Here is a 20,653-nt window from a genome sequence, read left to right on the forward strand (position 1 = left end):
CAAAAAGCAGCGGCTATCGACCTTAACCCAGCCTTTGGGTTGAGCGCCTTCTAGATTTCCGGTGCCCTGAAAGGGCATTGCGACGTCAGGAGCAAAGGAAATGTAGACAGCGCGATGCCCGAAGGCGAGGCCTCCCGGCCTTGAGGGCACCAAAGTATAGATGCAACTGTAGGTATGTAAGTCTGGAGGATGAACGGCAGCTAGTAAGGATAGCTTAGTTCCAGTTGCGGGAAGTAGTTGCTATGAAAGCATAAGCTGGCAAGTATAAAAGTATAGTTTAATGCGGACAAGGAAGTCCGAATCAGAAGTGGTTCCGGACATGGATGTCCGGAACAGCGTTATCAAAGTATAAAAGTATAGCCGAAGTATAAAGTTTTAGCTTTTCAAGCCAGTCGGATTGCAAATCCGACATTATAGGTAGGCACGAGTTGCAAACTCGCGCCAGCAAGGGGGGACCATCTCTGCCACGCTTGGCAAGAATGCAAAGGCTAGCTTTATGTGAGTCTCGAGACTCGCACCCACTGTCCGTAACCGGGTAGATACCGGCACCAGAAACTATACTTTCAGCTCATACTACAGCTGTCCATTCTGCAGCAACTGTATTAAAAAAGGCGGCCCTGTTTCCGGAGCCGCCTTTACATTATCTACACTTTATACTTGTCTTACTTCGGATCGTAGGCCCACTTCAGGTAAATGGCGCCCCAGGTGAAGCCGCCACCGAAGGCGGCCAGGATGATGTTGTCGCCTTTCTTTAGTTGGTTCTCATACTCCCACAGGCACAGCGGAATGGTGCCGCTGGTGGTGTTGCCGTACTTTTGGATGTTGAGCATCACCTTTTCGCTGCTCAGGCCCATGCGGTTGGCCGTGGCCTCTATGATGCGCTTATTTGCCTGGTGCGGCACGAGCCATGCCACATCCTCGCCGGTCAGGTGGTTTCGCTCCATGATCTCTGCTGAAACGTCTGCCATGCCCTTCACGGCGAATTTAAACACCTGCTGCCCTTCCTGGTAAGCAAAGTGCTCACGTGCCTGCACGGTCTCGATAGAGGCTGGTTTGCGGCTGCCACCGGCTTTCATGTGCAGGAACTGCGCGCCTGTTCCATCCGACTTCAGGATAGAGTCCTGGATGCCCAGCCCTTCTGTGTTCGGCTCCAGCATCACCGCGCCGCCACCGTCGCCGAAGATAATGCAGGTAGCACGGTCGGTATAATCTACAATGGCAGACATCTTGTCGGCACCCACTACGATTACCTTCTTGTACTGCCCCGACTCGATGAATTTGGAGCCGGTGGCCAGGGCGAACAGGAAGCCGGAGCAGGCTGCCTGCAGGTCGTAACCGAAAGCGTTTACAGCACCCACCTCAGCGGTAATCAGGTTGGCCGTAGCCGGGAAAACCATGTCCGGGGTGGTGGTGGCGCAGATAAGCAGGTCTACTTCCTCCGGCTTGGTGTTTGTTTTTCTGAGCAGTTCTCTTACTGCCGGCACTGCTATGTGCGATGTACCCTTGCCTTCGCCCTTCAGGATGCGCCTCTCTTTGATACCAGTGCGTGTCGTGATCCACTCATCGTTCGTATCAACCATCGTCTCAAGCTCCTTGTTGGTGAGCACGTAGTCTGGTACATAGCCACTTACACCTGTAATGGCAGCAGTAATCTTACTCATTTGTCAATTCGGTTAAGGTGATAAAGATTAAGGCAGGCAATTTAATAAAAAAAAACTTGGCATCACCCTGTCAGTTTCTTTAAAAAGAATCTTTAGACAGTTGATGCCAAGTTTGAAAACGCCTTTTACAGCTACGAAGCTGCTATGTTATGCGCTGTAGTTTTTCTTGAAGCGCTCCCATACTTTAGAAGAGATCATTTTCTGGGCCTGCAGCACCATGTTGCATATGGCAACCGGGCTGGATACGCCGTGGCCAATCACCACGTTCCCGTTCACTCCCAGAATCGGGCTTCCGCCTTCCGCTTCGTAGTTAAACTTTTCGAAGAAAGGATCTTTCATGCCTTTCTCGTGCAGGATGTCGTAGAGCGACTCAGCCATTTTCAGGATGATGTTGCCTGTGTAGCCGTCGCACACGATCACGTCTGCCTTGTCATTAAACAGGTCACGCCCCTCGATGTTGCCGATAAAGTTGATATTGACATTGGCCTTCAGGCGCTGGTAGGTCGCCTGAATAACGGTTGTGCCTTTACCTTCTTCCTCACCCAGGTTCATCAGGCCCACCTTCGGGTTCTGAATGTCGAGTACATACTTGGCGTAGATAGAGCCTAGTTCGCCAAACTGCTCCAGCACTTCCGGCTTGCAGTCGGCGTTTGCCCCCACATCAAGTATAATACCGTACCCACCGCTCAGCTTCGGAACGAAGTTGGCGATAGGGGGCCTCAGAATTCCCTCGATTGCTTTTACGCTGAACATGGCTCCAACCAGCATGGCTCCGGTATTTCCTGCACTGCAGAAAGCGTCTGCCTTCTGCATTTTCATCATACTAAATCCTACTGCTATGCTCGAGTCGGGCTTTTGCGTCAGGGCCTTGGTGGGGTGTTCCCCCATCTCAATTACCTGGCTGGCGTTTACGACAGTGATATTGCTGCCCGTGTACCCATATTCCTTGAGTAGACCATTAACCACATCCTCCTTGCCAATCAGCACGATGGTTGCGCTTTTGTCTATCTCCTGCGCGGCCAATACAGCACCCTTCACAATGGCTTCAGGTGCATAATCACCGCCCATGGCGTCTAAAGCGATTCTCATTTACGGGGGTGTTTAGAAATTATACTGAACTATAATTTAAAGCAGCGGATGCTTACTGTGCGTTCGTTGTATAATTTTTGATAGCCAGCTTGCCTTTGTGGTACAGGTCGCCGTCTACCACGTACGCGTGGTGGAACAGGTGTGGCGTGTCTGTAGTTGGGCAGATGGCAATAGCTTTCTCAGAAAGGCCTTGGTGAGTTCTTCTCTTATCTCTTCTGGTCTTCGAAATCTTGCGTTTAGGATGTGCCATTTTTAGTTAATGATTTACTTGCGTTTATACTTTATACTTCTGAAATTCTGTTAGTTAAGGTTTCGGAGGGCGTCCCAGCGCGGGTCTGTATCGTCCTCGTCGTCATCCTCGTCTGTGCCGGCATCGGTGCGGGAAGTATAGATCAGGATGTCCTGGTCATCTGCTTCCTCTTCCTCGTCTTCCTCCACAAAGCGGGGGTGCAGCTTCTTCATTGGCAGCGACAGCCCGATATAATCGTAGAGGTGCTGCGCAATGTTGATTGTCTGCGTGTTTGGCGTTATCTGCCACAGGTCATCGTCCAGCTCCGCGTTCTCCTCACCGTATTTGATGCGGAACGTGGCCTGCACATCCACCGGGTGGTCAAACTCCTCCAGGCTTCTGTCGCAGGTCAGGCGCACGTGGCCTGTAATGTCGAAGCGGAAGGTAAGCAGCGACTCTGTCTTATCCAGTTCCACATCCGCCTTTAGCTCGCCGCCAAGTATAATTTCCTTGCCGAACTCCTCAAAAAAGTCGTCGTTCAGCGTAAACTCATACTTGTGTGTGCGGTTGCTGAGCTTGGCAATGCCGATCTCGTAATCTTTTAGCTTCTTCACACCAATCGACTCTTTATTGCAAGGTTGCAAAATTAGAACATAATTCTGATAAATAAAATACCCCGCCTTAATTATAGTGCAGGATTTGCCTCCAGCTGGCGCTTGCGGATAATGTCGCAGGCAAGGAACAACGCCTCCCGGAAAGAGGTTTCATTCGCAACGTGCTTTGCCGCAATATCATAGGCGGTGCCGTGGTCGGGGGAGGTGCGCACAATAGGCAGGCCGGCGGTGTAGTTCACGCCGCTCTCAAAGGCCAATGTTTTGAACGGTATCAGCCCCTGATCGTGATACATGGCCAGCACGGCGTCCACTTGCCTGTACTGCTGCATCCCGAAGAAGCCATCGGCCGGGAACGGGCCGAACACCAGGTGCCCGCGCTCCTTCATCTGCATAATCGTGGGGCGGATGATCTCCATGTCCTCGGTGCCCAGCAGACCGTTTTCGCCGGCGTGCGGGTTGAGGCCCAGCACAGCGATGCGCGGCTTCAGGATGCCGAAATCGTTGCGCAGCGACTGCTGCAGGATAGTGAGCTTACGGATAAGCAGCTGCTCAGTAATGCGGTCCGAAACATCCTTGAGCGGCATGTGGCCCGTTACGGTAGCCACGCGCAAATCGCCGCTCACGAGCAGCATCAGGCTCTCGGGGGCGTCAAAGTAAGAAGTCAGGAACTCAGTATGGCCCGGGAACTGGAACTCCTCGCTCTGGATGTTGTCCTTGTCGATAGGGGCCGTTAACAATCCGTCCAGAAAACCGGCTTTCAAATCTCTCGAAGCCGCCAGCAGCGAGTCCAGGGAGGCCCTGCCTGATTCCGGGGTGGGGGTACCGGGCGTATACTCCAGGTCATGGTCCCAGCAGGAGATAAGGTTTACCTTGCGGGGCGCCAGCGCCTGCACCGAATCCACCTGCTGGTAGTTGAAATGCTCCGAGTGCAGCGCCTTGCGTACTTTGTTAAGTATAGCTGCCGCCCCGTAGATAACAGGGGTGCAGTAATTCAGGATGCGGTTGTCGGACAGTGTCTTCACGACCACCTCCGGCCCGATGCCGTTGGTGTCGCCGATGCTGATGCCTAATTTAACTTTATACTTGTTGTCCATGTGTGCTTATCGTGCCAGTGCGCTTAGGTAGTTGTAAACAAGGCGAACGCAGGTGCCTGTGGCCAGTTTGCCGCGGTAGGAGTCCTCGCTCAGCAGGTAAGCCGTGCCGGCAATATCGAAGTGTACCCAAGGGTAGCTCGTGAAAACTTCCAGGAACTTGCCAGCCGTGATGGCCCCGGCGTCCACACCGCCGATGTTCTTCAGGTCAGCCACGTCAGACTCCAGTTGCTTTTTATACTCATCCCACAGCGGGAACTCCACCAAACGCTCGTGCACTTCCTCGCCGGCTTTCTTCAGGGCGCCCATCACCTCGTCCCCGGCGGTACCCATTACCACAGAGGCCTCTTTGCCGATGGCGCGCAGGGCTGCCCCGGTAAGGGTGGCGAAATCCAGCACGAGGGCGGGGTTATACTTTTTGGCAAAGCAAAGGGCATCGGCCAGGATGAGGCGTCCTTCAGCGTCGGTGTTCAGTACCTCCACCGTCATGCCATTATACATGGTAATCACATCCCCAGGGGCTACCGCTTGTCCGCCGGGGCGGTTGTCGGTGGCGGGAACTAGGCCAATCACGTGCAGCGGCAGCTTGTTTTTGGCCACGGCGTAAAGTATACCGGCCACGGCGGCAGCGCCAGCCATGTCAGACTTCATGTAGTCCATAGAGTTTGGCGTGGGCTTCAGGCTCAGGCCGCCGGTGTCGTACACCACGCCTTTGCCCACGAGCACGTAGGGCTGCGTGTTGGTGGAGTTTTCCGGTTTCCACTCCATAATGGTAAAGGTGGCCGGTTCCTCGCTGCCCTGGTTTACGGCCAGCAGGCCGCCCATCTTCAGCGATTGTATTTGCAGCTCGTCGAGCACCTCGGTCTTAAAGCCAGCCTCATTTCCCAGCTCCACGAACTGCTCGCCCAATTGTGTGGCCGTCTGGTGGCTGTGGGGCTCATTTACCAGGTCACGGATTTTCAGCACGGCTTCCAGCACATGGGCCAGTTCCTGCACCTGCTGCTCCGTTACCTGCGCGTCGGCAACGGTTATACTTTGCAGCGGGCTTGGCTTGGCATCCTTGGTTTTATGCTTCAGGTAAGTATAGTTGCTCAGGTAAATGCCTTCGGCTAAGTATAAACTGGCGCCGGTTCCGGTTTTATCCAGCAGGGCGATATGCGCTACTTTATCGGTTTTGAGTTGCTTCAGCAGCGCATGGCCCGCCTGGCGGATAGCTTCCTTGCGCAGGTTATCCGTTTTTGCTTCGGGAGCCACCACCACATACACGCGGTGGGAGTAGCGGTTGAGGAGTATAAATTTTGCCTCCTGCTCCACCTGCTGCTGCACATAGGCCTGCTCCTCGGGCTGCAGCTCTGGCAGCTGCGCCGCCTTACCGGCCTCTACCAAAAGGGCCAGATCGGTGTTTTTTGCTAAGCTTATATCGTATTTAAGTTGTGTAGGCATGTCTGGTTCGTATCTTTGAGACCGCAATATAGTAAGTATAAAACGTAATGCGAAAACCGGAACCTGACGGGCGGTTTACCGGAATTGCATCCAATTAAAGTATAACGGTTTTGGGCAGAAAAGTATACTTTGCGCCACCAAAACCATAAGCAACAGAACGTGAGCAACGTAAGACCCAAGAAGCACCTGGGCCAGCATTTCCTGGTAGACCAGAATATTGCCCTGAAGATAGTGGCGCAACTCACGCTGCCCGGCGGCGTGCAGGATGTACTCGAAATTGGCCCCGGCATGGGCGTGCTTACGCAGTACCTGTTGCAGCACCCGGAATACCGTACCACGGTGGTAGACATCGACCGGGAATCGATTGCCTACCTGCAGCAGCACTTTCCGCAGCTGGGCAACCGCATCATCTCCGCCGACTTCCTCAAAACCGACCTGAGCACGCTCTTTCCGGGCAAGTTTGCCATTATCGGGAATTTTCCTTATAATATATCCAGCCAGATATTTTTTAAAGTGCTGGAGCACCGCGATGTGGTGCCGGAGGTGGTATGCATGATACAGAAGGAGGTGGCCGAGCGCATCGCCGCGCCTCCGGGGTCTAAAACATATGGCATCCTGAGTGTGCTGCTGCAGGCTTTTTATACCATCGACTACAAGTTTACGGTGGGGGAGAAGGTCTTTAACCCGCCCCCGAAGGTGAAGTCGGCCGTGATAAGCCTGGTGCGCAACCAGGTGGAGCGCCTGGCCTGCGACGAGAAACTTTTCCAGCAGGTGGTGAAATTAAGTTTTGGAACCCGCCGCAAGACGCTGCGTAACTCCCTCCGAAGTTATAACTTGCCACCCGAAGTGCAGGCCCTGCCCGTTTTCGACAAGCGTGCCGAGCAGCTTTCGGTGCAGGACTTTGTGGAGTTGACCCAACTGATTGAGCAGAATATAAAGCAATAGTATGCAGGTAGAGATTACACGTGAGTATATTGAGCAGGTAGAGGAAGCCATTCAGCGCCAGGACCGGGAGTTTATCCTGAGTACCATGGACGAGATGCACCCGGCCGATATCATCACGGTGCTCTACGAACTGGACGCCAACGAATCGCGCTACGTACTGGACCAACTGCCAGCGGAAATCGGCGCCGAAATCCTTAGCGACCTCGACAACGACATCCGCAGCGAGTTCCTCGATAAGTTCACCAGTGAGGAGATTGCCCGCTACATCAACCTGATGCACTCAGACGATGCGGTGGACATCCTCAACGAGCAGTCGGTGCAGCGGCGGGAGGAGGTTATCGCGCACATCGATAACAACGAGCAGGCTGCCGCCATCCTGGACCTGCTGCATTACGAGGAGGATTGCGCCGGCGGTCTGATGGCCAAGGAGTTAATTAAGGTGAACCTGAACTGGCGTGTGCGGCAGTGTATTGAGGAGGTGCGCCGGCAGGCCGAGCGGGTGGCCCGTATCTATACCGTGTATGTGGTGGATGACCGCGACAAGCTGCTGGGGCGCGTCAGCGTGAAGCGCCTGCTGCTGTCCAAGGACGACACGCTGGTAAAGGACATCTACAGCGAGGACGTGATCTCGGTGGAGTCTTACAAGAGCGAGAATGAGGTGGTGAACCTGATGCAGCGCTACGACCTGGAGGCCATTCCTGTGGTGAACATACAAGGGCGCCTGCTGGGCCGCATCACCATCGACGACGTGGTGGACGTGATGCAGGAGCAGGCCGAACTCAGCCGCCAGCTCATGACCGGTATCACCGAGAACGTGGAGGAGGACGACAGCGTGCTGCGTATCTCTCGCGCGCGTCTGCCCTGGTTGATCATCGGCATGGTGGGTGGCTTGCTGGCGGCGCACTTCATGGGTTTTTATGAGGATGACATCGCCCTGCTGCCGGCCATCGCGCTGTTTGTGCCGCTCATCACGGCTACGGGTGGTAACGTGGGCATTCAGTCCTCTTCCATCATCATCCAGACGCTCTCCTCCAACGAAGTGATGTTTGATAACATTGCCCAGCGTATGCTGAAGGTGTTTCTGGTAGCCTTGCTGAACGCCTTTATCATCTCCATACTTGTTTTTTCGGCCACGTACCTCTTTAAACAGGATTTTACCTTGGCTATGGTGGTGTCGGTGGCGCTGTTCTCGGTGGTGATGTTGGCCTCGCTGATGGGCACCATCACCCCAATGATTCTGGACAGGTTTGGCATTAACCCGGCCGTGGCAGCAGGCCCCTTTATCACCACCGCCAACGACTTATTGGGTCTTGCCATATACTTTGGCGTGGCGCATCTGCTGTATAGTTTGTAGTTATGGCAAATATTAGGTACTAAAATTTCAGTAGAAAGGGATGTCAAGGTTTCTAGAAAGGGAATCAAGAGTCAAACAGACTAAGCTTTATATTCTTGAGAACACCTCCGCAAGTTTACTGAATAACAAAAAATGGCATCGCATCTTAGGGAAGCTTCTGAACGAAGGACAAAGCTTTAAAATTAAACTGCTTTTATCAGACCGCATCTTAACGTGTGACTTTATCAGAGAGATTGAAGTTACATCAGCATTGTTCGACGAAACTGGTAATTTTATTGAATATCTGGAGAGTGAATTTATTACCCTAAACAGGACTGAAGAAATGATAGGATTTCTTAATGAGTTAAATATTAATTACTTAGAGAGCTCAAGTCAAATTATAATTATGGGTTACCTAAAATAAAAACTGGCTATAATCTAGCTCATAAACCATGCTGTAGCTACGCCTTGCTCGCTTTATTTACTAACCAGTGTGCGAATAACTAGTAACGAACAACTATCACCCGTGTCTACAAAGCCTTCTACATCCACCGTACTGATTATCGACGAAATCCACCCTAGCATTTTTCCGATGCTGGAAAGTATAGGCGTGGAAGCAGATTACCGGCCAGATATAAAACCAGAGGAGGTGCCCGCGGCGCTGCAGGGTTTTGATGGGCTGATTGTGCGCAGCAAAATGCGTATTACGGCAGGCACGCTGGCGCAGGCCGATAAGCTAACGTATGTGGCCAGGGCCGGGGCCGGGGTGGATAACATTGATGAGCAGGCACTGCAGGAGCGCGGCGTTATACTTTTGGCGGCCAACGAGGGCAACAGCCAGGCCGTGGGCGAGTTTACCGTGGGGCTGCTGGTGTCGCTGCTGCGCAATGTATCGCGGAGCCACAGCCAGGTGCAACAGAAAGTATGGCTGCGCGAGGAAAACCGTGGCGAGGAGATCAGCGGCAAAACAATCGGCATCATCGGGTACGGGAACATGGGGCAGAGCTTTGCACGGACCGTTTCTGGTTTCGGCTGTCGTCTGCTGGCCTACGACCGCTATGCACCCGAGAAAATCAACCTGCCGGTAGAGCTCGTTTCGCTGGAACAGCTACAGGCAGAGGCCGACATCGTGAGCCTGCACATCCCGTTTATACCGGAGAACCTGCGCTTTGCCAACGACGCCTTCTTCAGTGCGTTCCGCAAGCCTATCTGGTTTCTAAATACCTCGCGCGGCGAGGTGGTGGATCAGCAGGCGCTGGTGCGGCACCTGCAGTCCGGAAGTATAAAAGGCGCTGCCCTGGACGTGCTGGAGAATGAGAAACTTCAAACACTAAACCCACAGCAGCAACAGGATTTTGAGTACCTGGCGTCGGCCCCCAACGTCATCCTCACCCCGCACATTGCCGGCTGGACGCACGAATCCTACGTGAAGATAAACGAGGTGCTGGTGCAGAAAATAGGGCAGGTGCTGGCAGGCTGATTTCGTTGCTTGTTTCTTACAGAGCAGGGGCGGTATAAAATTTTGCCCGGAAAAAATTTGGGTAGTGTATCATAAATATTTTTATCTTTGCCTTAGATGCGCACCGTGAGGGAGGAGCCCTGCGGGAATCGGAAATACAAGAATCAGGCTTATGCTAAACTCGGCACCTCTATAGAAAGTATAGGGAGGCCACCCTGGGAAAGAATTAAATAAGTAACATATTTAGCAAGAAGAACGGTTATGCAAGCCATAGCCGTTCTTTTTGTTTTTGTGTTTTAAAACGTGAAAACCGAATTATGAGCAAAATCAATTATTACACTGCTGAAGGGCTGCAAAAGCTGAAAGATGAGCTGGCGGAGCTAAAGACAAAGGGCCGCGCCGAGGTGGCACGCCAACTGGCCGAGGCCCGCGACAAAGGTGACCTGAGCGAGAACGCTGAGTATGATGCGGCCAAGGACGCGCAGGGACACCTGGAGCTGAAAATCGCCAAGATGGAGGAGATTGTAGGTAACGCGCGCCTGATCGACGAATCGAACCTGGACTCGAGCAAGGCGCTGATCCTCTCCAAGGTGAAAATCAAGAACCTGAAGAACAACATGGTCGTTGATTATACTTTGGTAGCCGAGGAAGAGGCCGACCTGGCCGCCGGAAAAATCTCTGTGAAGTCGCCAATCGGCAAAGGCCTGCTGGGCAAATCCGTAGGTGATAAAGCGGAGATAACGGTGCCCGCCGGCAAGTTGCAGTTTGAGATACTTGAAATAAGCCGATAAACATGGAAGCTTCGATATTTACCAAGATTGTAAACGGGGAAATACCTGCCTACAAACTAGCGGAAGACGACCGCTACCTGGCCTTCCTGGACGTATTCCCGACCACGAAGGGTCATACGTTAGTAATACCGAAGCAACAAATCGATTACATCTTCGACCTGGACGACGAGCTGTACCTGGGCCTGATGGCCTTTGCCAAGAAGGTGGCGGCAGCAGTGGAGAAGGCGGTGCCGTGCAAGCGCATTGGCGTGGCGGTGGTGGGCATAGAGGTGCCCCACGCACACGTACACCTGATCCCGCTCAACAGCATGCAGGACATGAATTTTGCGAACAAAAAGCAGTTCAGCAAAGAAGAGTTTGAAGATGTAGCCCAAAAAATCAGAGCGGCTTACGACGCTTCATAGCAGACATCTGGAAAGAAAATTAGCAAGAGCCGGTGCGAAAGTACCGGCTCTTTTGGTTTCTATAGGTTTGCTGTTGCAGCGCTATTTAAGGTAATAGGATTTAGTTACTGCTATTTGTGTGGGGGAGTTTCTAAATTACCGGGTCCAACCACCCCTAACCCCTCCTTATCTAAGGCGGGGAACTCTGTGATTACTTTGGCTGAAGTATAAGCTCTATAGTCAAATAGTAAACACCCCTATGGTCCCCTCCAGGGGACAGTAGTAATAGCCGTAGCTATCGAATGTTTCCCAGCCTTTGGGTTGAGCGCCTTCTAGATTTCCGGTGCCCGAAGGGCATTGCGACCGAAGGGCAGCAAAGGAAGCGAAAGCAGCGCGATGCCCTTATCGAGGGCCCCTACCCCCAAGGCGAGGCCTCCCGGCCTTGAGGGAGCCAAGTTGGATGTGAAACGAGCCGCTTGTGGGAACTGGAGGATGAACGGTGGCTAGTAAGGATAGCCTGGTTCCAGTTGCAGGAAGCGGCGGCTAAAAGCATAGAACGGCAAGTATAAAAGTATAGCTGGAGCAAGTTTAGAAGTATGGCTTTTCAATCCAGTCAAGTTGCAAGCTTGACACCATATAGTTGGATACAAGTCTGAAGACTTGCGCCAGAGAAGTATAAAGTATAGCAGCTAAACGCCCAGTACCCCTACTTACTCGCTAACCGATCCGGATTATCCGTCAGGAAGCTCTTCCACGACTTGCCGCCTTGCTTGGCGTTATTGCCTTTCTGGTAATGGTGGCAAAGCGCTACACCCAGGGCGTCGGTGGCGTCGAGCAGCTTGGGCACCTCCTGAATCTTGAGTATCTGCATGAGCATGGCGGCCACCTGCTCTTTGGAGGCGTTGCCGTTGCCGGTGATAGACTGCTTTATCTTCTTGGGGGCGTACTCCACGTAAGGGATGTCGCGGGAGAGGGCGGCGGCAATGGCCACGCCCTGGGCGCGGCCCAGCTTGAGCATACTTTGCACGTTGGTGCCGTAAAAAGGCGACTCGATGGCTAGCTCGTCAGGCAGGTACTCGTCGATGAGCTGTATCATCCGGTCAAAAATTTTCTTTAACTTGATGGCGTGGTTGCTGTAGCTTTTGAGGTGGATTACGCCAAACTGCAGCACCTGCACCTTAGTACCAGTCACTTCAATCAAGCCATAGCCCATTACCTGCGTGCCGGGGTCGATGCCAAGAATGAGTTTGCTGGGTGGAAGTGCAGTGGAGTAAGCCATAGGGTGCAAAAATAGACATTATCTTGAACATTAAGCGGCATAAAAAATTCCTTTTGCTCCTGGCAAAGTCGCTGGTGGTGGGACTCACGCTGTGCCTGCTCTACCAGGCTATCTTCACGGCACCCGACACTTTCCTGAATTGGGGAGACATTTTACGCCAGGCCCTGCATAGCCCCCTGAGCTTTCTGTTTATAGTTACCGCCCTATTTATACCCGTGAACTGGGGCTTTGAGGCACTTAAATGGCAGCTGCTGGGGCAAAAGCTGGAGCTTATGTCGATCGGCCAGGCCTACCGGGCCGTGATGGTGGGGCTTACGCTGGGCTTTATTACCCCCAACCGCCTCGGCGACTATGCCGGGCGCGTGCTCGAGCTCAGGAGCCGGCAGCGCTTGGAAGCCATCGGGGCAATCTTCATCGGCAGGTTCTGCCAGCTGGTGGCCACCGTGCTGGCCGGCTCAGGCGGGCTGCTATACTTTATACTTGTATTTGGCTGGCAGGAGTACCCCGCGGTAGCCTTGAGTCTGTTTATACTTTTGGTAGCCGTTTGCGTGGCCATGCTGCTGTTGCTCTACAATGCCAATGCTATGGTGGCCGTAGTGGCTGCCATTAAACCGCTCCGCCCTTTCGTGCCTTATCTGTCCATTATGGGGACCTATACTTCCGCGGAGATGACGCGGCTGCTGTGGCTATCGCTGGGGCGCTATGCTGTGTTTCTGGTGCAATTTATACTGCTGCTCATACTCTTTGAGGTACGACTCAGCCCGCTGCAATACCTGAGTGGCGTGTCGGGTACCTTCTTCCTTAAATCGGTGGTGCCGTCGGTTAGCCTGATTTCAGATTTAGGGGTGCGGGAGCTGTCGGCGATGTACCTGTTCGGGCTGCTTGGGCAGGAGAGGTTGCAGGTGCTCAGCGCCAGCCTCAGCCTGTGGTTGCTCAACATCGCGGTGCCTAGCGTGGTGGGTTTATACTTTGTGCTGCGGATGCGGCTGGCGCGGAAAGGAGTGCCGGCATGAGGTGGCTGCTGCTGTTTTCAGTCTTCTGGTACAGTTGGATTATTCTGAGGAGGTGGCTCGCCTGGAGGCGCATGCCTGTCACCGCACCGCCGGCTGCTTTTCAGCCCTCCACCGCCATCACCGTTATCATACCTGTCCGGAATGAGGCGGAGAATATCCTGCACCTGCTGCACGACTTGGAGCGCCAGCATTACCCCCGCGAGCTGCTGGAGGTGCTGGTAATAGACGACCATTCCGACGATGAGACAGCCACCCTGGTGGAGCAGTTTATACTTGCGTCCGGTCTTCAGATTAAGTGCCTTCAGTTAGAGAATTATGTAAAGTATATAGGTAAGAAAGCAGCCGTTCAGGTGGGGGTGGAGCAGGCGCGCGGCGAGCTGCTGGTGTTCACCGATGGCGACTGCCGGGTGGGACCGGAGTGGCTGCGCAGTTATACTTTCGTCTACGAAACCGATCAGCCATACTTTATCAGCGGACCCGTGAGCTTCCATAACACGCACACCCACTTCGAGCGGATGCAGCTGGTGGAGTTTGCTAGCCTAATCGGGATTGGGGGAGCCTCCATTGCCCTAGGCCAGCCGAACATGTGCAACGGGGCCAACCTGGCTTACCGCAAGGATATTTTCGGGCAGGTGGGCGGCTTTGCCGGCAACGAGGCCATCGCCAGCGGCGACGATGAGTTCCTGCTGCACAAGGTGCACCAAGCCTTTCCGGGGCGGGTAAAGTTTCTGAAATCACCTGAAGCAATCGTTTATACTTCGGCGCGTAAAACACTGATTTCCTTTTTTCAGCAGCGTGTAAGGTGGGCCAGTAAATGGAAGTCTTACCAAAGCCTGCAGGTGCAGTTGGTAGCGCTGAGTGTGTTCCTGGTGAACCTGCTGCTGTTCCTGGCTATCCCTGCGGCGCTATGGGGGAACCTGCCCGCCTGGGCCTTTTTACTGGCCTACTTTACCAAGTTTGCCGTCGATTTCTTATTTTTAAGAGAGATAACCAATTTTCTACAGACCCGCCGTTTCCTTTGGTACTTCCTGCCGCTGCAGTTCGTATACACACCTTACGTGCTGATTGCGGCGGTTTGGGGGCTTTTGGGGCGCTACAACTGGAAAGGACGAACCATCAAAACCTATGAGCGACAACGAGTTTGACATACTGGATGAGTTATACTTTGTAACCCCCTACGCAGATCTTAAGAGCACCCTTTCTTTAACTGACGCAGAGCTATGCACTGCTTTACAAGTTCTTATCCGAAAAGGGTATGTCAAAATTTTCTACCCGGACCCCGATACTGAGCTGGAGTACGACGAGCTAAGCTTTAGTAAACACTGTCAGCAGTATGCTTTCCTGGCTACCAAGGCTGGTCTGATTGTGCATAACTCCAGCTAGTACCTTTGTGTTTGCTCCGAAGTTGCTTTCCTGCTTGATAATCAGACAAGTATATAAATGGCTTTTCAGTACAGTACCTCCAAAGTATAAAGTATAGCTGCCAGCTGGTATCAAAAACAGTCATAAGTAAAAGTTTTGGGGTTATTCATGTATCCGCTGATTATCAATGTATTATTGAAGGTCTGTAAAAAGATGCGCCCATAATATCCTGCAGAGACAGAAGAAAGCACGTATAAGTATGCCGGCGGGTGCGCCCTTGGGCAGTTAAAGCCGGACCATCTACTTATACAGCAGGCTTAGTCCGGATGGCTGAGAAGAAGCTCAGTTTTAACCGGAAATATGCCAAAGCTGCTCTTTTTTTTATACTTTTACGTTGTACAAGCATGGGCTTCCGGTGTCTGCGTTGGCACCCTGGGCGGCGGGAGGCGCTGTGCTGAGAACATTAAAAACCCGAACCTCAATGCCTGAGATAAACGTACCGAGTCCACAGCCACAGCAGGAGCTAAACCTGAAGAAGCTGGAGTTATCGGCGCTGCTGGAGATAACGCAGGCAATTAACGCCAACCTGCCCGAGGCTGCCCTGTACAAGATTTACCGCTTCACGCTGCTGGCCCAGTTAGGGATCAAGCGGCTGACCCTGTTCGTACATGACGATCAGTGGAAGTGTGAGATCTGCGCCGGTACCGACATGGACTTCTCCAGGGCCAGCTTGCCGGAGGAGATCCTGGCCTTGCAGGAGATCACCAAAGTATCGAAACTGCAGGTGGAGAAGAAGTGGCGCTGCTTCGATATCGTGATCCCGATTTTGCACAATGGCAAGGTGCTGGCCTTCGTGATGATAGGTAAGATAGAGAAGTATTCCAGCAACCTGGATGCCCTGAATTTTATACAGACGGTGAGTAATATCATGCTCGTGGCGATCGAAAACCACCGCATGGCCCGCCAGCGATTGGCCCAGGAGTCTATCCGCCGCGAGATAGAGATTGCCCGTGAGGTGCAGTCGATGCTCTTCCCCAAGAGCCTGCCCAACGACAGGGATGTGGTCATTCACGCGAGCTATATTCCGCACTCCTCCATCGGGGGCGACTACTACGACTTTGTGGAGATAGATGCCGACAACTTCCTGTTCTGCGTGGCCGACGTATCGGGGAAGGGCGTGCCGGCTTCGCTGCTGATGTCGAACTTCCAGGCTGGCCTGCGCACCATCCTGCGCCAGAACGCAGACCTGAGCACGGTGGTGTCGGAGCTCAACAACCTGATCTTCCGCAATGCCATCGCCGAGAAGTTCGTCACTACCTTTGTGGCGCTTTACAACCGCCTTACCCGGGAGCTGAGCTATGTGAATGCCGGTCACAACGCGCCCATCCTGCTCTACGAAGATAATACCCATACTTTGCTCAACGACGGTTGTACCATGCTGGGGGTGTTTGACGTGCTGCCGTTTTTGAACGTGGGCAAAGTGCAGGTGCCGCACAAGTCTGTTTTGCTGTGCTATACCGATGGCCTGACGGAAGTGTTTGATGAGGATGAGGCCGAGTTTGGCATCGAGGGCACGATCCACTTCCTGAAACGAAACCGCTACCTGAGCTCCAAAATGCTGCACCTGGAGCTGCTCCGCGAAATCAACCTCTACAACGAGGAGGCCAACTTCAACGACGACATCACGCTGCTCTCGTGCCGGTTTAAGTAGTTAGTTGCTAATTGTTGATTGCTGATTGTTTTTCGCAATCACATTATGCATAGGTATACCAAACAATCAACAATCAAATTGCTCCGCCTCTACAAAACACCCACGCTGCTCAAGAAACTCATGCCCGGTTATACCTGGCACCGCGAGGAGGCGGAAAAGGTGCTTTACCTTACGTTCGATGACGGGCCTATTCCGGAGGTGACGCCCTGGGTGCTGGAGGTGCTGGCAACGTACAAGGCCCGGGCAACTTTCTTTTGTGTGGGCGATAATGTGGCCAAACACACAGAGGTGGCGCGGCAGGTGCTACAGCAGGGGCACCGGCTGGCCAATCATACTTTTAACCACCTGAAAGGCTGGCAAACCCCGCTGCAAACGTATGTGGAGAACACCGAAAGATGCCAGCAGGAACTGGTGAAGCTGCAGCCAGAAGGGCTTAAACTATTCCGGCCGCCTTACGGGCGCATTACCGGCAGGCAGGCACAGGCGCTGCGCCAAAAGTATGAGCTGGTGATGTGGGACGTGCTCACCAACGACTACGACCGTTCCCTGGCGCCAGAAGTGTGCCTGCGGCAAAGTATAAAAAGCACCCAATGCGGCAGCATCATCGTATTCCACGACAGCCTGAAGGCGCAGCGCAACCTGGAGTATGCCCTGCCGCGCTACCTGGAGCACTTCACCAGCCTGGGCTATACTTTCCGGACCCTATGATCTTTTCGGTAGCCTATTTTATACTTTATTTCTCGCTCTTCTTGGTGCTGCTGGCGCTGCTGGTGTTCAACCGCAAGACCTATACTTTCAGTTTAAAAGAGCAACCCGCCGTCAGCATCCTGATTGCCGCCCGCAACGAAGAACACACCATCCTGCGCTGCCTGCAGGCCATCGAGGCGCTGGATTACCCTAAAGACAAAATCGAGGTGCTCATCGGCGACGATGCCTCTTCCGATAATACCCGCGCTGTGGTGGAGGCCTTTATCCTGGGCAAGCCGAATTATACGTGCATCCATATCACCCATACCTTGGGCAAGGCCAGGGGCAAGGCCAATGTGCTCGCGCATCTGGCCAAGCATGCCACTACCGATTTCTTTTTCTACACCGATGCCGATATTGCCGTACCTCCGCAGTGGGTAAAAGCTATGCTCTCGGGACTGCAAGACAATGTAGGGGTTGTAACAGGCATCACCACCACAGCGGGAAAGAGCCTCTTTGCCCAGCTGCAAACCTTGGACTGGCTCTACTCGCTGGGGCTGATGCAGGTGGTGTCGGATGTGGGGCTGCGGGTAACGACCATGGGCAACAACATGCTGCTGCGCCGGCAGGCCTACGAGCAGGTGGGAGGTTACGAAAGTATAGATTTCTCCGTGACAGAGGACATCGCCATTTTCAACCAGGTGCTCAAGCGCGGCTGGGGCTTCCGCAACATCTACGACCGCCACGTGCTGGCGCTCTCCACACCGGCTTCCACTTTTTCGGATTACCTGCAGCAGCGCCGCCGCTGGATGCGTGGCTCCATGCACCTGCCATTGTACATGGCCGTCATATTTATACTTTACTCAGCCTACTACCCCGTGCTGCTGCCTTTCTTTGCCTATACTTCGGTGGGGGCGATGCTGGCCATCTTCGGCTTCAAGCTGCTGCTTCAAAGCGTTTTCCTGCATATCTGCCTCCGCCGCCTGGGCCGGAGCGCCCGCTGGTGCCTTTACCCGCTGTTTGAGCTCTACATGCTCATTTCCATGATTATCCTCATCCTATACTTCTTTCTGCCCGTCAAAATCAGCTGGAAAGGCAGAAAATATTAGGAGTTAGAGAGTTTAGGAGTTTGGGAATTTGGGAGTTGTAGAGACGCCATACGTTGCGTCTGTTTAGTTAGAAAGTTAAAAAGTATAAATTCCCTTCATTGACGGGCTAGGGATGGTACGATAATGTTACTCTCAACCATCCACCAATGTAGCCATATAGCCATCCAACAACTATAAAATCCCTAACTTGCAGGTATAAATCGAAAGTAGCACCATCATTGATTGCTGATCAATGATAATTGATAATTGATAAATGAATTTAGTTGATTCGCACGCGCATATTTATTCTGAGAAGTTTAACGCCGACAGGGCCGAGGCGGTGGAGCGCTCGCGGCAAGAGGGGGTGAGTAAAATCTACATGCCCAACATCGACCATACCTCCATTGACGCCATGCTGGAGGCCGAGGAGAAGTATAAAGGCACCTGTATCCCGATGATGGGCCTGCACCCGACCTCGGTGGACAAAAATTTTGAGCGCGAGTTGTACCTGGTGGAGGAGTGGCTGGGCAAACGTGAATTTGCGGCGGTAGGGGAGTGCGGCATCGACCTGTACTGGGACAAAACGTTTCTGCCTCAACAGCAGGAGGCCCTGAAAGTACAGGTAGAACTGGCCAAAAAGTATAAACTGCCCATCGTGCTGCACACCCGCGACTCGTTTAATGAAACCTATGAAATCATTGCCGCTACGCAGGATGGCTCTCTGAAAGGCATTTTCCACTGCTTCAGCGGCTCCGTGGAGGAAGCTGAAAAAGTAAAGGAGCTGGGCTTTCTGATGGGCATTGGCGGGGTGGCTACCTTTAAAAACGGTGGCTTGGATAAGGTACTGCCGCACGTGCAGCTCGAGAACCTGGTATTGGAAACCGATTGCCCGTACCTGGCGCCCACGCCGCACCGTGGCAAGCGCAACGAGCCGGTATACCTGCCCCTGATCGCCCAGCGCGTAGCCGAGCTGATGCAGAAACCGCTAAAGGAAGTGGCGGAGAAAACCACGGCCAATGCCTTAACCCTTTTCAAACTATAGCATGCAGGTTGTAAAAGTAGACATAGACACCGCCGCACCGCTCAACCCGGAGGCCTCCATCCTTATTATTTATACAGGTGGCACCGTGGGGATGGTGTTTGATGAGAAGGAGAAGCACCTGGTGCCCTTCAACTTCTCCCAGATTGTGGACCACGTGCCCGAGCTGCGGCAGTTTAACTACCTGCTCACGGTGCTAAGTATAGAGCCCGCCCTGGATTCTTCCAACGTGTCGGTGCAGGACTGGCTGATGCTGGCCCAGCTGATTGGGGAGAACTATGAAAAGTATGACGGCTTTGTGGTGCTGCACGGCACTGATACCATGGCCTACTCTGCCTCTGCCTTAAGTTATTTGCTGGAGAACTTGCAGAAACCAGTCATCTTTACCGGCGCTCAGGTGCCCATTGGCCGCATCCGTACCGATGCCCGCGAGAACCTGATTACGGCCCTGCAGATTGCCGCCACCAAAAAGGAAGGAAAGAGCGTGGTGCCCGAAGTATGCATCTATTTCCGTAACCTGCTGCTGCGTGGCAACCGCTCCAAAAAGGTGGAGAGCAGCCATTTTGACGCCTTCAAATCGGGTAACTACCCTCCTCTGGCTGAGACGGGTATCGACATAGAGTATAGCTACGAGCACATCCTGCCGCATCCGCAGCAGCCTTTTAAGGTACACCATACTTTGAATGATCAGGTGGCTATCCTGAAGCTGTTTCCTGGTATCACGCCGCAGGTCGTGCAAAGTATACTGCAGGCGCCGGGGCTGCAGGGGCTGGTGCTGGAAACGTTCGGCTCAGGCAACGCCCCCACCAAAGCCTGGTTCCTGGATCTGCTCCGTGAGGCCGTAGACCGTGGCATCCTTATTTTAAATGTGTCGCAGTGCGACGAGGGGCGCGTGGACCAGGGCCGCTACGAAACCAGCAAGCACCTGCTGAACATGGGCGTGATAGGAGGGGCCGACATCAGCACCGAGGCGGCTATCTCCAAACTGATGTATGTACTGGCACAAGAAGGACTTAGCCATCAGGCGCGTACAGCGTTGCTGCAACGGGACCTGCGCGGCGAGATAACTTTGTAAAAAGTATGCGGTAGCTATACTTGCAGATATGCTTTTTATTGGCGTATATTTGCAACTCGATTAACAAAGAGAGTTGTCCGAGTGGTCGAAGGAGCACGCCTGGAAAGTGTGTATACCCCAAAAGGGTATCGAGGGTTCGAATCCCTCACTCTCTGCTGGTAGGAATATCAAAATCAGCTAAAAGCCTGCAAATGAAGAGTTTGCAGGCTTTTTTGTTTTTGCCGGACCCCTAAACTTTACACCTTTTCAGGTATTTTAGGTGCGTTATCCGGTGAGTTCCTTAAACGCCTCCATTGACTCACCGAATAGGAGTTTAACTGATTGATACACAAGGTGTACAGAAGCTGTGTGTCTTGACTGC

The 20,653-nt window shown here is 53.1% G+C and carries 20 protein-coding genes and 1 tRNA gene; 14 read left to right on the forward strand and 7 right to left on the reverse strand.

Annotated features, from left to right (window positions below):
• Positions 1–662: 662 nt before the first annotated feature.
• The 6 genes from C8N40_RS21360 to C8N40_RS21385 all read right to left on the reverse strand — a co-directional run bounded on the left by C8N40_RS21360 (position 663) and on the right by C8N40_RS21385 (position 6,127).
• The gene (locus C8N40_RS21360) at positions 663–1,661 is read right to left on the reverse strand and encodes a beta-ketoacyl-ACP synthase III (protein ID WP_108213847.1); all 999 of its coding nucleotides are present in this window, start codon (positions 1,659–1,661) and stop codon (positions 663–665) included.
• Between the two features lie 147 nt (positions 1,662–1,808).
• Complete coding sequence (gene plsX, locus C8N40_RS21365; RefSeq protein WP_108213848.1) at positions 1,809–2,750, reverse strand: phosphate acyltransferase PlsX; 942 nt, start codon at positions 2,748–2,750, stop codon at positions 1,809–1,811.
• 52 nt (positions 2,751–2,802) lie between these two features.
• A complete protein-coding gene (rpmF, locus tag C8N40_RS21370) occupies positions 2,803–3,000 on the reverse strand; it encodes a 50S ribosomal protein L32 (protein WP_073854612.1) in 198 nt (65 codons plus the stop codon).
• A 50-nt stretch (positions 3,001–3,050) separates the two neighbouring features.
• Entirely contained in the window at positions 3,051–3,593 is a 543-nt protein-coding gene (locus C8N40_RS21375; protein WP_108213849.1) for a YceD family protein, read from the reverse strand.
• Between the two features lie 71 nt (positions 3,594–3,664).
• Positions 3,665–4,687 carry a 4-hydroxythreonine-4-phosphate dehydrogenase PdxA gene (gene pdxA / locus C8N40_RS21380; protein ID WP_108213850.1) on the reverse strand — a complete coding sequence of 341 codons (1,023 nt, stop codon included), beginning with the start codon at positions 4,685–4,687 and terminating at the stop codon, positions 3,665–3,667.
• A gap of 6 nt (positions 4,688–4,693) precedes the next feature.
• Positions 4,694–6,127, reverse strand: a complete 1,434-nt coding sequence (locus C8N40_RS21385) for a leucyl aminopeptidase family protein (RefSeq protein WP_108213851.1) — start codon at positions 6,125–6,127, stop codon at positions 4,694–4,696.
• 159 nt (positions 6,128–6,286) lie between these two features.
• On the opposite strand from C8N40_RS21385, the gene rsmA reads away from it, so the two are divergent.
• The 5 genes from rsmA to C8N40_RS21415 all read left to right on the forward strand — a co-directional run bounded on the left by rsmA (position 6,287) and on the right by C8N40_RS21415 (position 11,059).
• Entirely contained in the window at positions 6,287–7,072 is a 786-nt protein-coding gene (rsmA, locus tag C8N40_RS21390) for a 16S rRNA (adenine(1518)-N(6)/adenine(1519)-N(6))-dimethyltransferase RsmA (protein ID WP_108213907.1), read from the forward strand.
• 1 nt (position 7,073) lies between these two features.
• Complete coding sequence (gene mgtE / locus C8N40_RS21395; RefSeq protein WP_108213852.1) at positions 7,074–8,426, forward strand: magnesium transporter; 1,353 nt, start codon at positions 7,074–7,076, stop codon at positions 8,424–8,426.
• Between the two features lie 505 nt (positions 8,427–8,931).
• Entirely contained in the window at positions 8,932–9,885 is a 954-nt protein-coding gene (locus tag C8N40_RS21405; RefSeq protein ID WP_245905217.1) for an NAD(P)-dependent oxidoreductase, read from the forward strand.
• Positions 9,886–10,181: 296 nt separating this feature from the next.
• Positions 10,182–10,655, forward strand: a complete 474-nt coding sequence (greA, locus tag C8N40_RS21410) for a transcription elongation factor GreA (protein WP_108213855.1) — start codon at positions 10,182–10,184, stop codon at positions 10,653–10,655.
• 2 nt (positions 10,656–10,657) lie between these two features.
• Complete coding sequence (locus tag C8N40_RS21415) at positions 10,658–11,059, forward strand: HIT family protein (RefSeq protein ID WP_108213856.1); 402 nt, start codon at positions 10,658–10,660, stop codon at positions 11,057–11,059.
• 685 nt (positions 11,060–11,744) lie between these two features.
• On the opposite strand, the gene ruvC is transcribed toward C8N40_RS21415, so the two are convergent.
• Positions 11,745–12,317 carry a crossover junction endodeoxyribonuclease RuvC gene (ruvC, locus tag C8N40_RS21420; protein WP_108213857.1) on the reverse strand — a complete coding sequence of 191 codons (573 nt, stop codon included), beginning with the start codon at positions 12,315–12,317 and terminating at the stop codon, positions 11,745–11,747.
• Positions 12,318–12,370: 53 nt separating this feature from the next.
• Here ruvC and C8N40_RS21425 point away from each other — a divergent pair, with 53 nt between their 5' ends.
• The 9 genes from C8N40_RS21425 (at position 12,371) to C8N40_RS21465 (ending at position 20,447) form a co-directional block, all read left to right on the forward strand.
• Entirely contained in the window at positions 12,371–13,330 is a 960-nt protein-coding gene (locus C8N40_RS21425; protein WP_245905218.1) for a lysylphosphatidylglycerol synthase domain-containing protein, read from the forward strand.
• Complete coding sequence (locus tag C8N40_RS21430) at positions 13,327–14,475, forward strand: glycosyltransferase family 2 protein (protein WP_108213859.1); 1,149 nt, start codon at positions 13,327–13,329, stop codon at positions 14,473–14,475. The genes C8N40_RS21425 and C8N40_RS21430 overlap by 4 nt, the downstream gene beginning before the upstream one ends.
• Positions 14,456–14,713: a hypothetical protein gene (locus C8N40_RS21435; protein ID WP_108213860.1), complete on the forward strand. Its 258-nt coding sequence runs from the start codon at positions 14,456–14,458 to the stop codon at positions 14,711–14,713. Before C8N40_RS21430 ends, C8N40_RS21435 begins: the two co-directional genes overlap by 20 nt.
• A gap of 460 nt (positions 14,714–15,173) precedes the next feature.
• Complete coding sequence (locus C8N40_RS21440; protein ID WP_108213861.1) at positions 15,174–16,403, forward strand: PP2C family protein-serine/threonine phosphatase; 1,230 nt, start codon at positions 15,174–15,176, stop codon at positions 16,401–16,403.
• A gap of 78 nt (positions 16,404–16,481) precedes the next feature.
• Complete coding sequence (locus C8N40_RS21445; protein WP_245905219.1) at positions 16,482–17,111, forward strand: polysaccharide deacetylase family protein; 630 nt, start codon at positions 16,482–16,484, stop codon at positions 17,109–17,111.
• Positions 17,108–18,199, forward strand: coding sequence for a glycosyltransferase (locus C8N40_RS21450; RefSeq protein WP_108213862.1), 1,092 nt, complete (start codon positions 17,108–17,110; stop codon positions 18,197–18,199). Before C8N40_RS21445 ends, C8N40_RS21450 begins: the two co-directional genes overlap by 4 nt.
• A 253-nt stretch (positions 18,200–18,452) precedes the next feature.
• Positions 18,453–19,220, forward strand: coding sequence for a TatD family hydrolase (locus C8N40_RS21455; RefSeq protein WP_108213863.1), 768 nt, complete (start codon positions 18,453–18,455; stop codon positions 19,218–19,220).
• Position 19,221: 1 nt separating this feature from the next.
• Positions 19,222–20,292 (forward strand): asparaginase, encoded by a 1,071-nt coding sequence (locus tag C8N40_RS21460; protein WP_108213864.1) that lies wholly within the window; start codon positions 19,222–19,224, stop codon positions 20,290–20,292.
• Positions 20,293–20,359: 67 nt separating this feature from the next.
• A tRNA-Ser gene (locus C8N40_RS21465) sits at positions 20,360–20,447 on the forward strand.
• Positions 20,448–20,653: the final 206 nt, after the last annotated feature.

The organism is Pontibacter mucosus (genome assembly GCF_003054055.1).
GTDB lineage: Bacteria > Bacteroidota > Bacteroidia > Cytophagales > Hymenobacteraceae > Pontibacter > Pontibacter mucosus.

What these genes read in the sequence shown, in the direction of transcription:
- C8N40_RS21360 (WP_108213847.1), bottom strand. Translation starts at nt 1,661, where the DNA reads ATGAGTAAGATTACTGCTGCCATTACAGGTGTAAGTGGCTATGTACCA.
- plsX (WP_108213848.1), bottom strand. Translation starts at nt 2,750, where the DNA reads ATGAGAATCGCTTTAGACGCCATGGGCGGTGATTATGCACCTGAAGCC.
- rpmF (WP_073854612.1), bottom strand. Translation starts at nt 3,000, where the DNA reads ATGGCACATCCTAAACGCAAGATTTCGAAGACCAGAAGAGATAAGAGA.
- pdxA (WP_108213850.1), bottom strand. Translation starts at nt 4,687, where the DNA reads ATGGACAACAAGTATAAAGTTAAATTAGGCATCAGCATCGGCGACACC.
- C8N40_RS21385 (WP_108213851.1), bottom strand. Translation starts at nt 6,127, where the DNA reads ATGCCTACACAACTTAAATACGATATAAGCTTAGCAAAAAACACCGAT.
- mgtE (WP_108213852.1), top strand. Translation starts at nt 7,074, where the DNA reads ATGCAGGTAGAGATTACACGTGAGTATATTGAGCAGGTAGAGGAAGCC.
- greA (WP_108213855.1), top strand. Translation starts at nt 10,182, where the DNA reads ATGAGCAAAATCAATTATTACACTGCTGAAGGGCTGCAAAAGCTGAAA.
- C8N40_RS21415 (WP_108213856.1), top strand. Translation starts at nt 10,658, where the DNA reads ATGGAAGCTTCGATATTTACCAAGATTGTAAACGGGGAAATACCTGCC.
- ruvC (WP_108213857.1), bottom strand. Translation starts at nt 12,317, where the DNA reads ATGGCTTACTCCACTGCACTTCCACCCAGCAAACTCATTCTTGGCATC.
- C8N40_RS21430 (WP_108213859.1), top strand. Translation starts at nt 13,327, where the DNA reads ATGAGGTGGCTGCTGCTGTTTTCAGTCTTCTGGTACAGTTGGATTATT.
- C8N40_RS21435 (WP_108213860.1), top strand. Translation starts at nt 14,456, where the DNA reads ATGAGCGACAACGAGTTTGACATACTGGATGAGTTATACTTTGTAACC.
- C8N40_RS21440 (WP_108213861.1), top strand. Translation starts at nt 15,174, where the DNA reads ATGCCTGAGATAAACGTACCGAGTCCACAGCCACAGCAGGAGCTAAAC.
- C8N40_RS21450 (WP_108213862.1), top strand. Translation starts at nt 17,108, where the DNA reads ATGATCTTTTCGGTAGCCTATTTTATACTTTATTTCTCGCTCTTCTTG.
- C8N40_RS21455 (WP_108213863.1), top strand. Translation starts at nt 18,453, where the DNA reads ATGAATTTAGTTGATTCGCACGCGCATATTTATTCTGAGAAGTTTAAC.
- C8N40_RS21460 (WP_108213864.1), top strand. Translation starts at nt 19,222, where the DNA reads ATGCAGGTTGTAAAAGTAGACATAGACACCGCCGCACCGCTCAACCCG.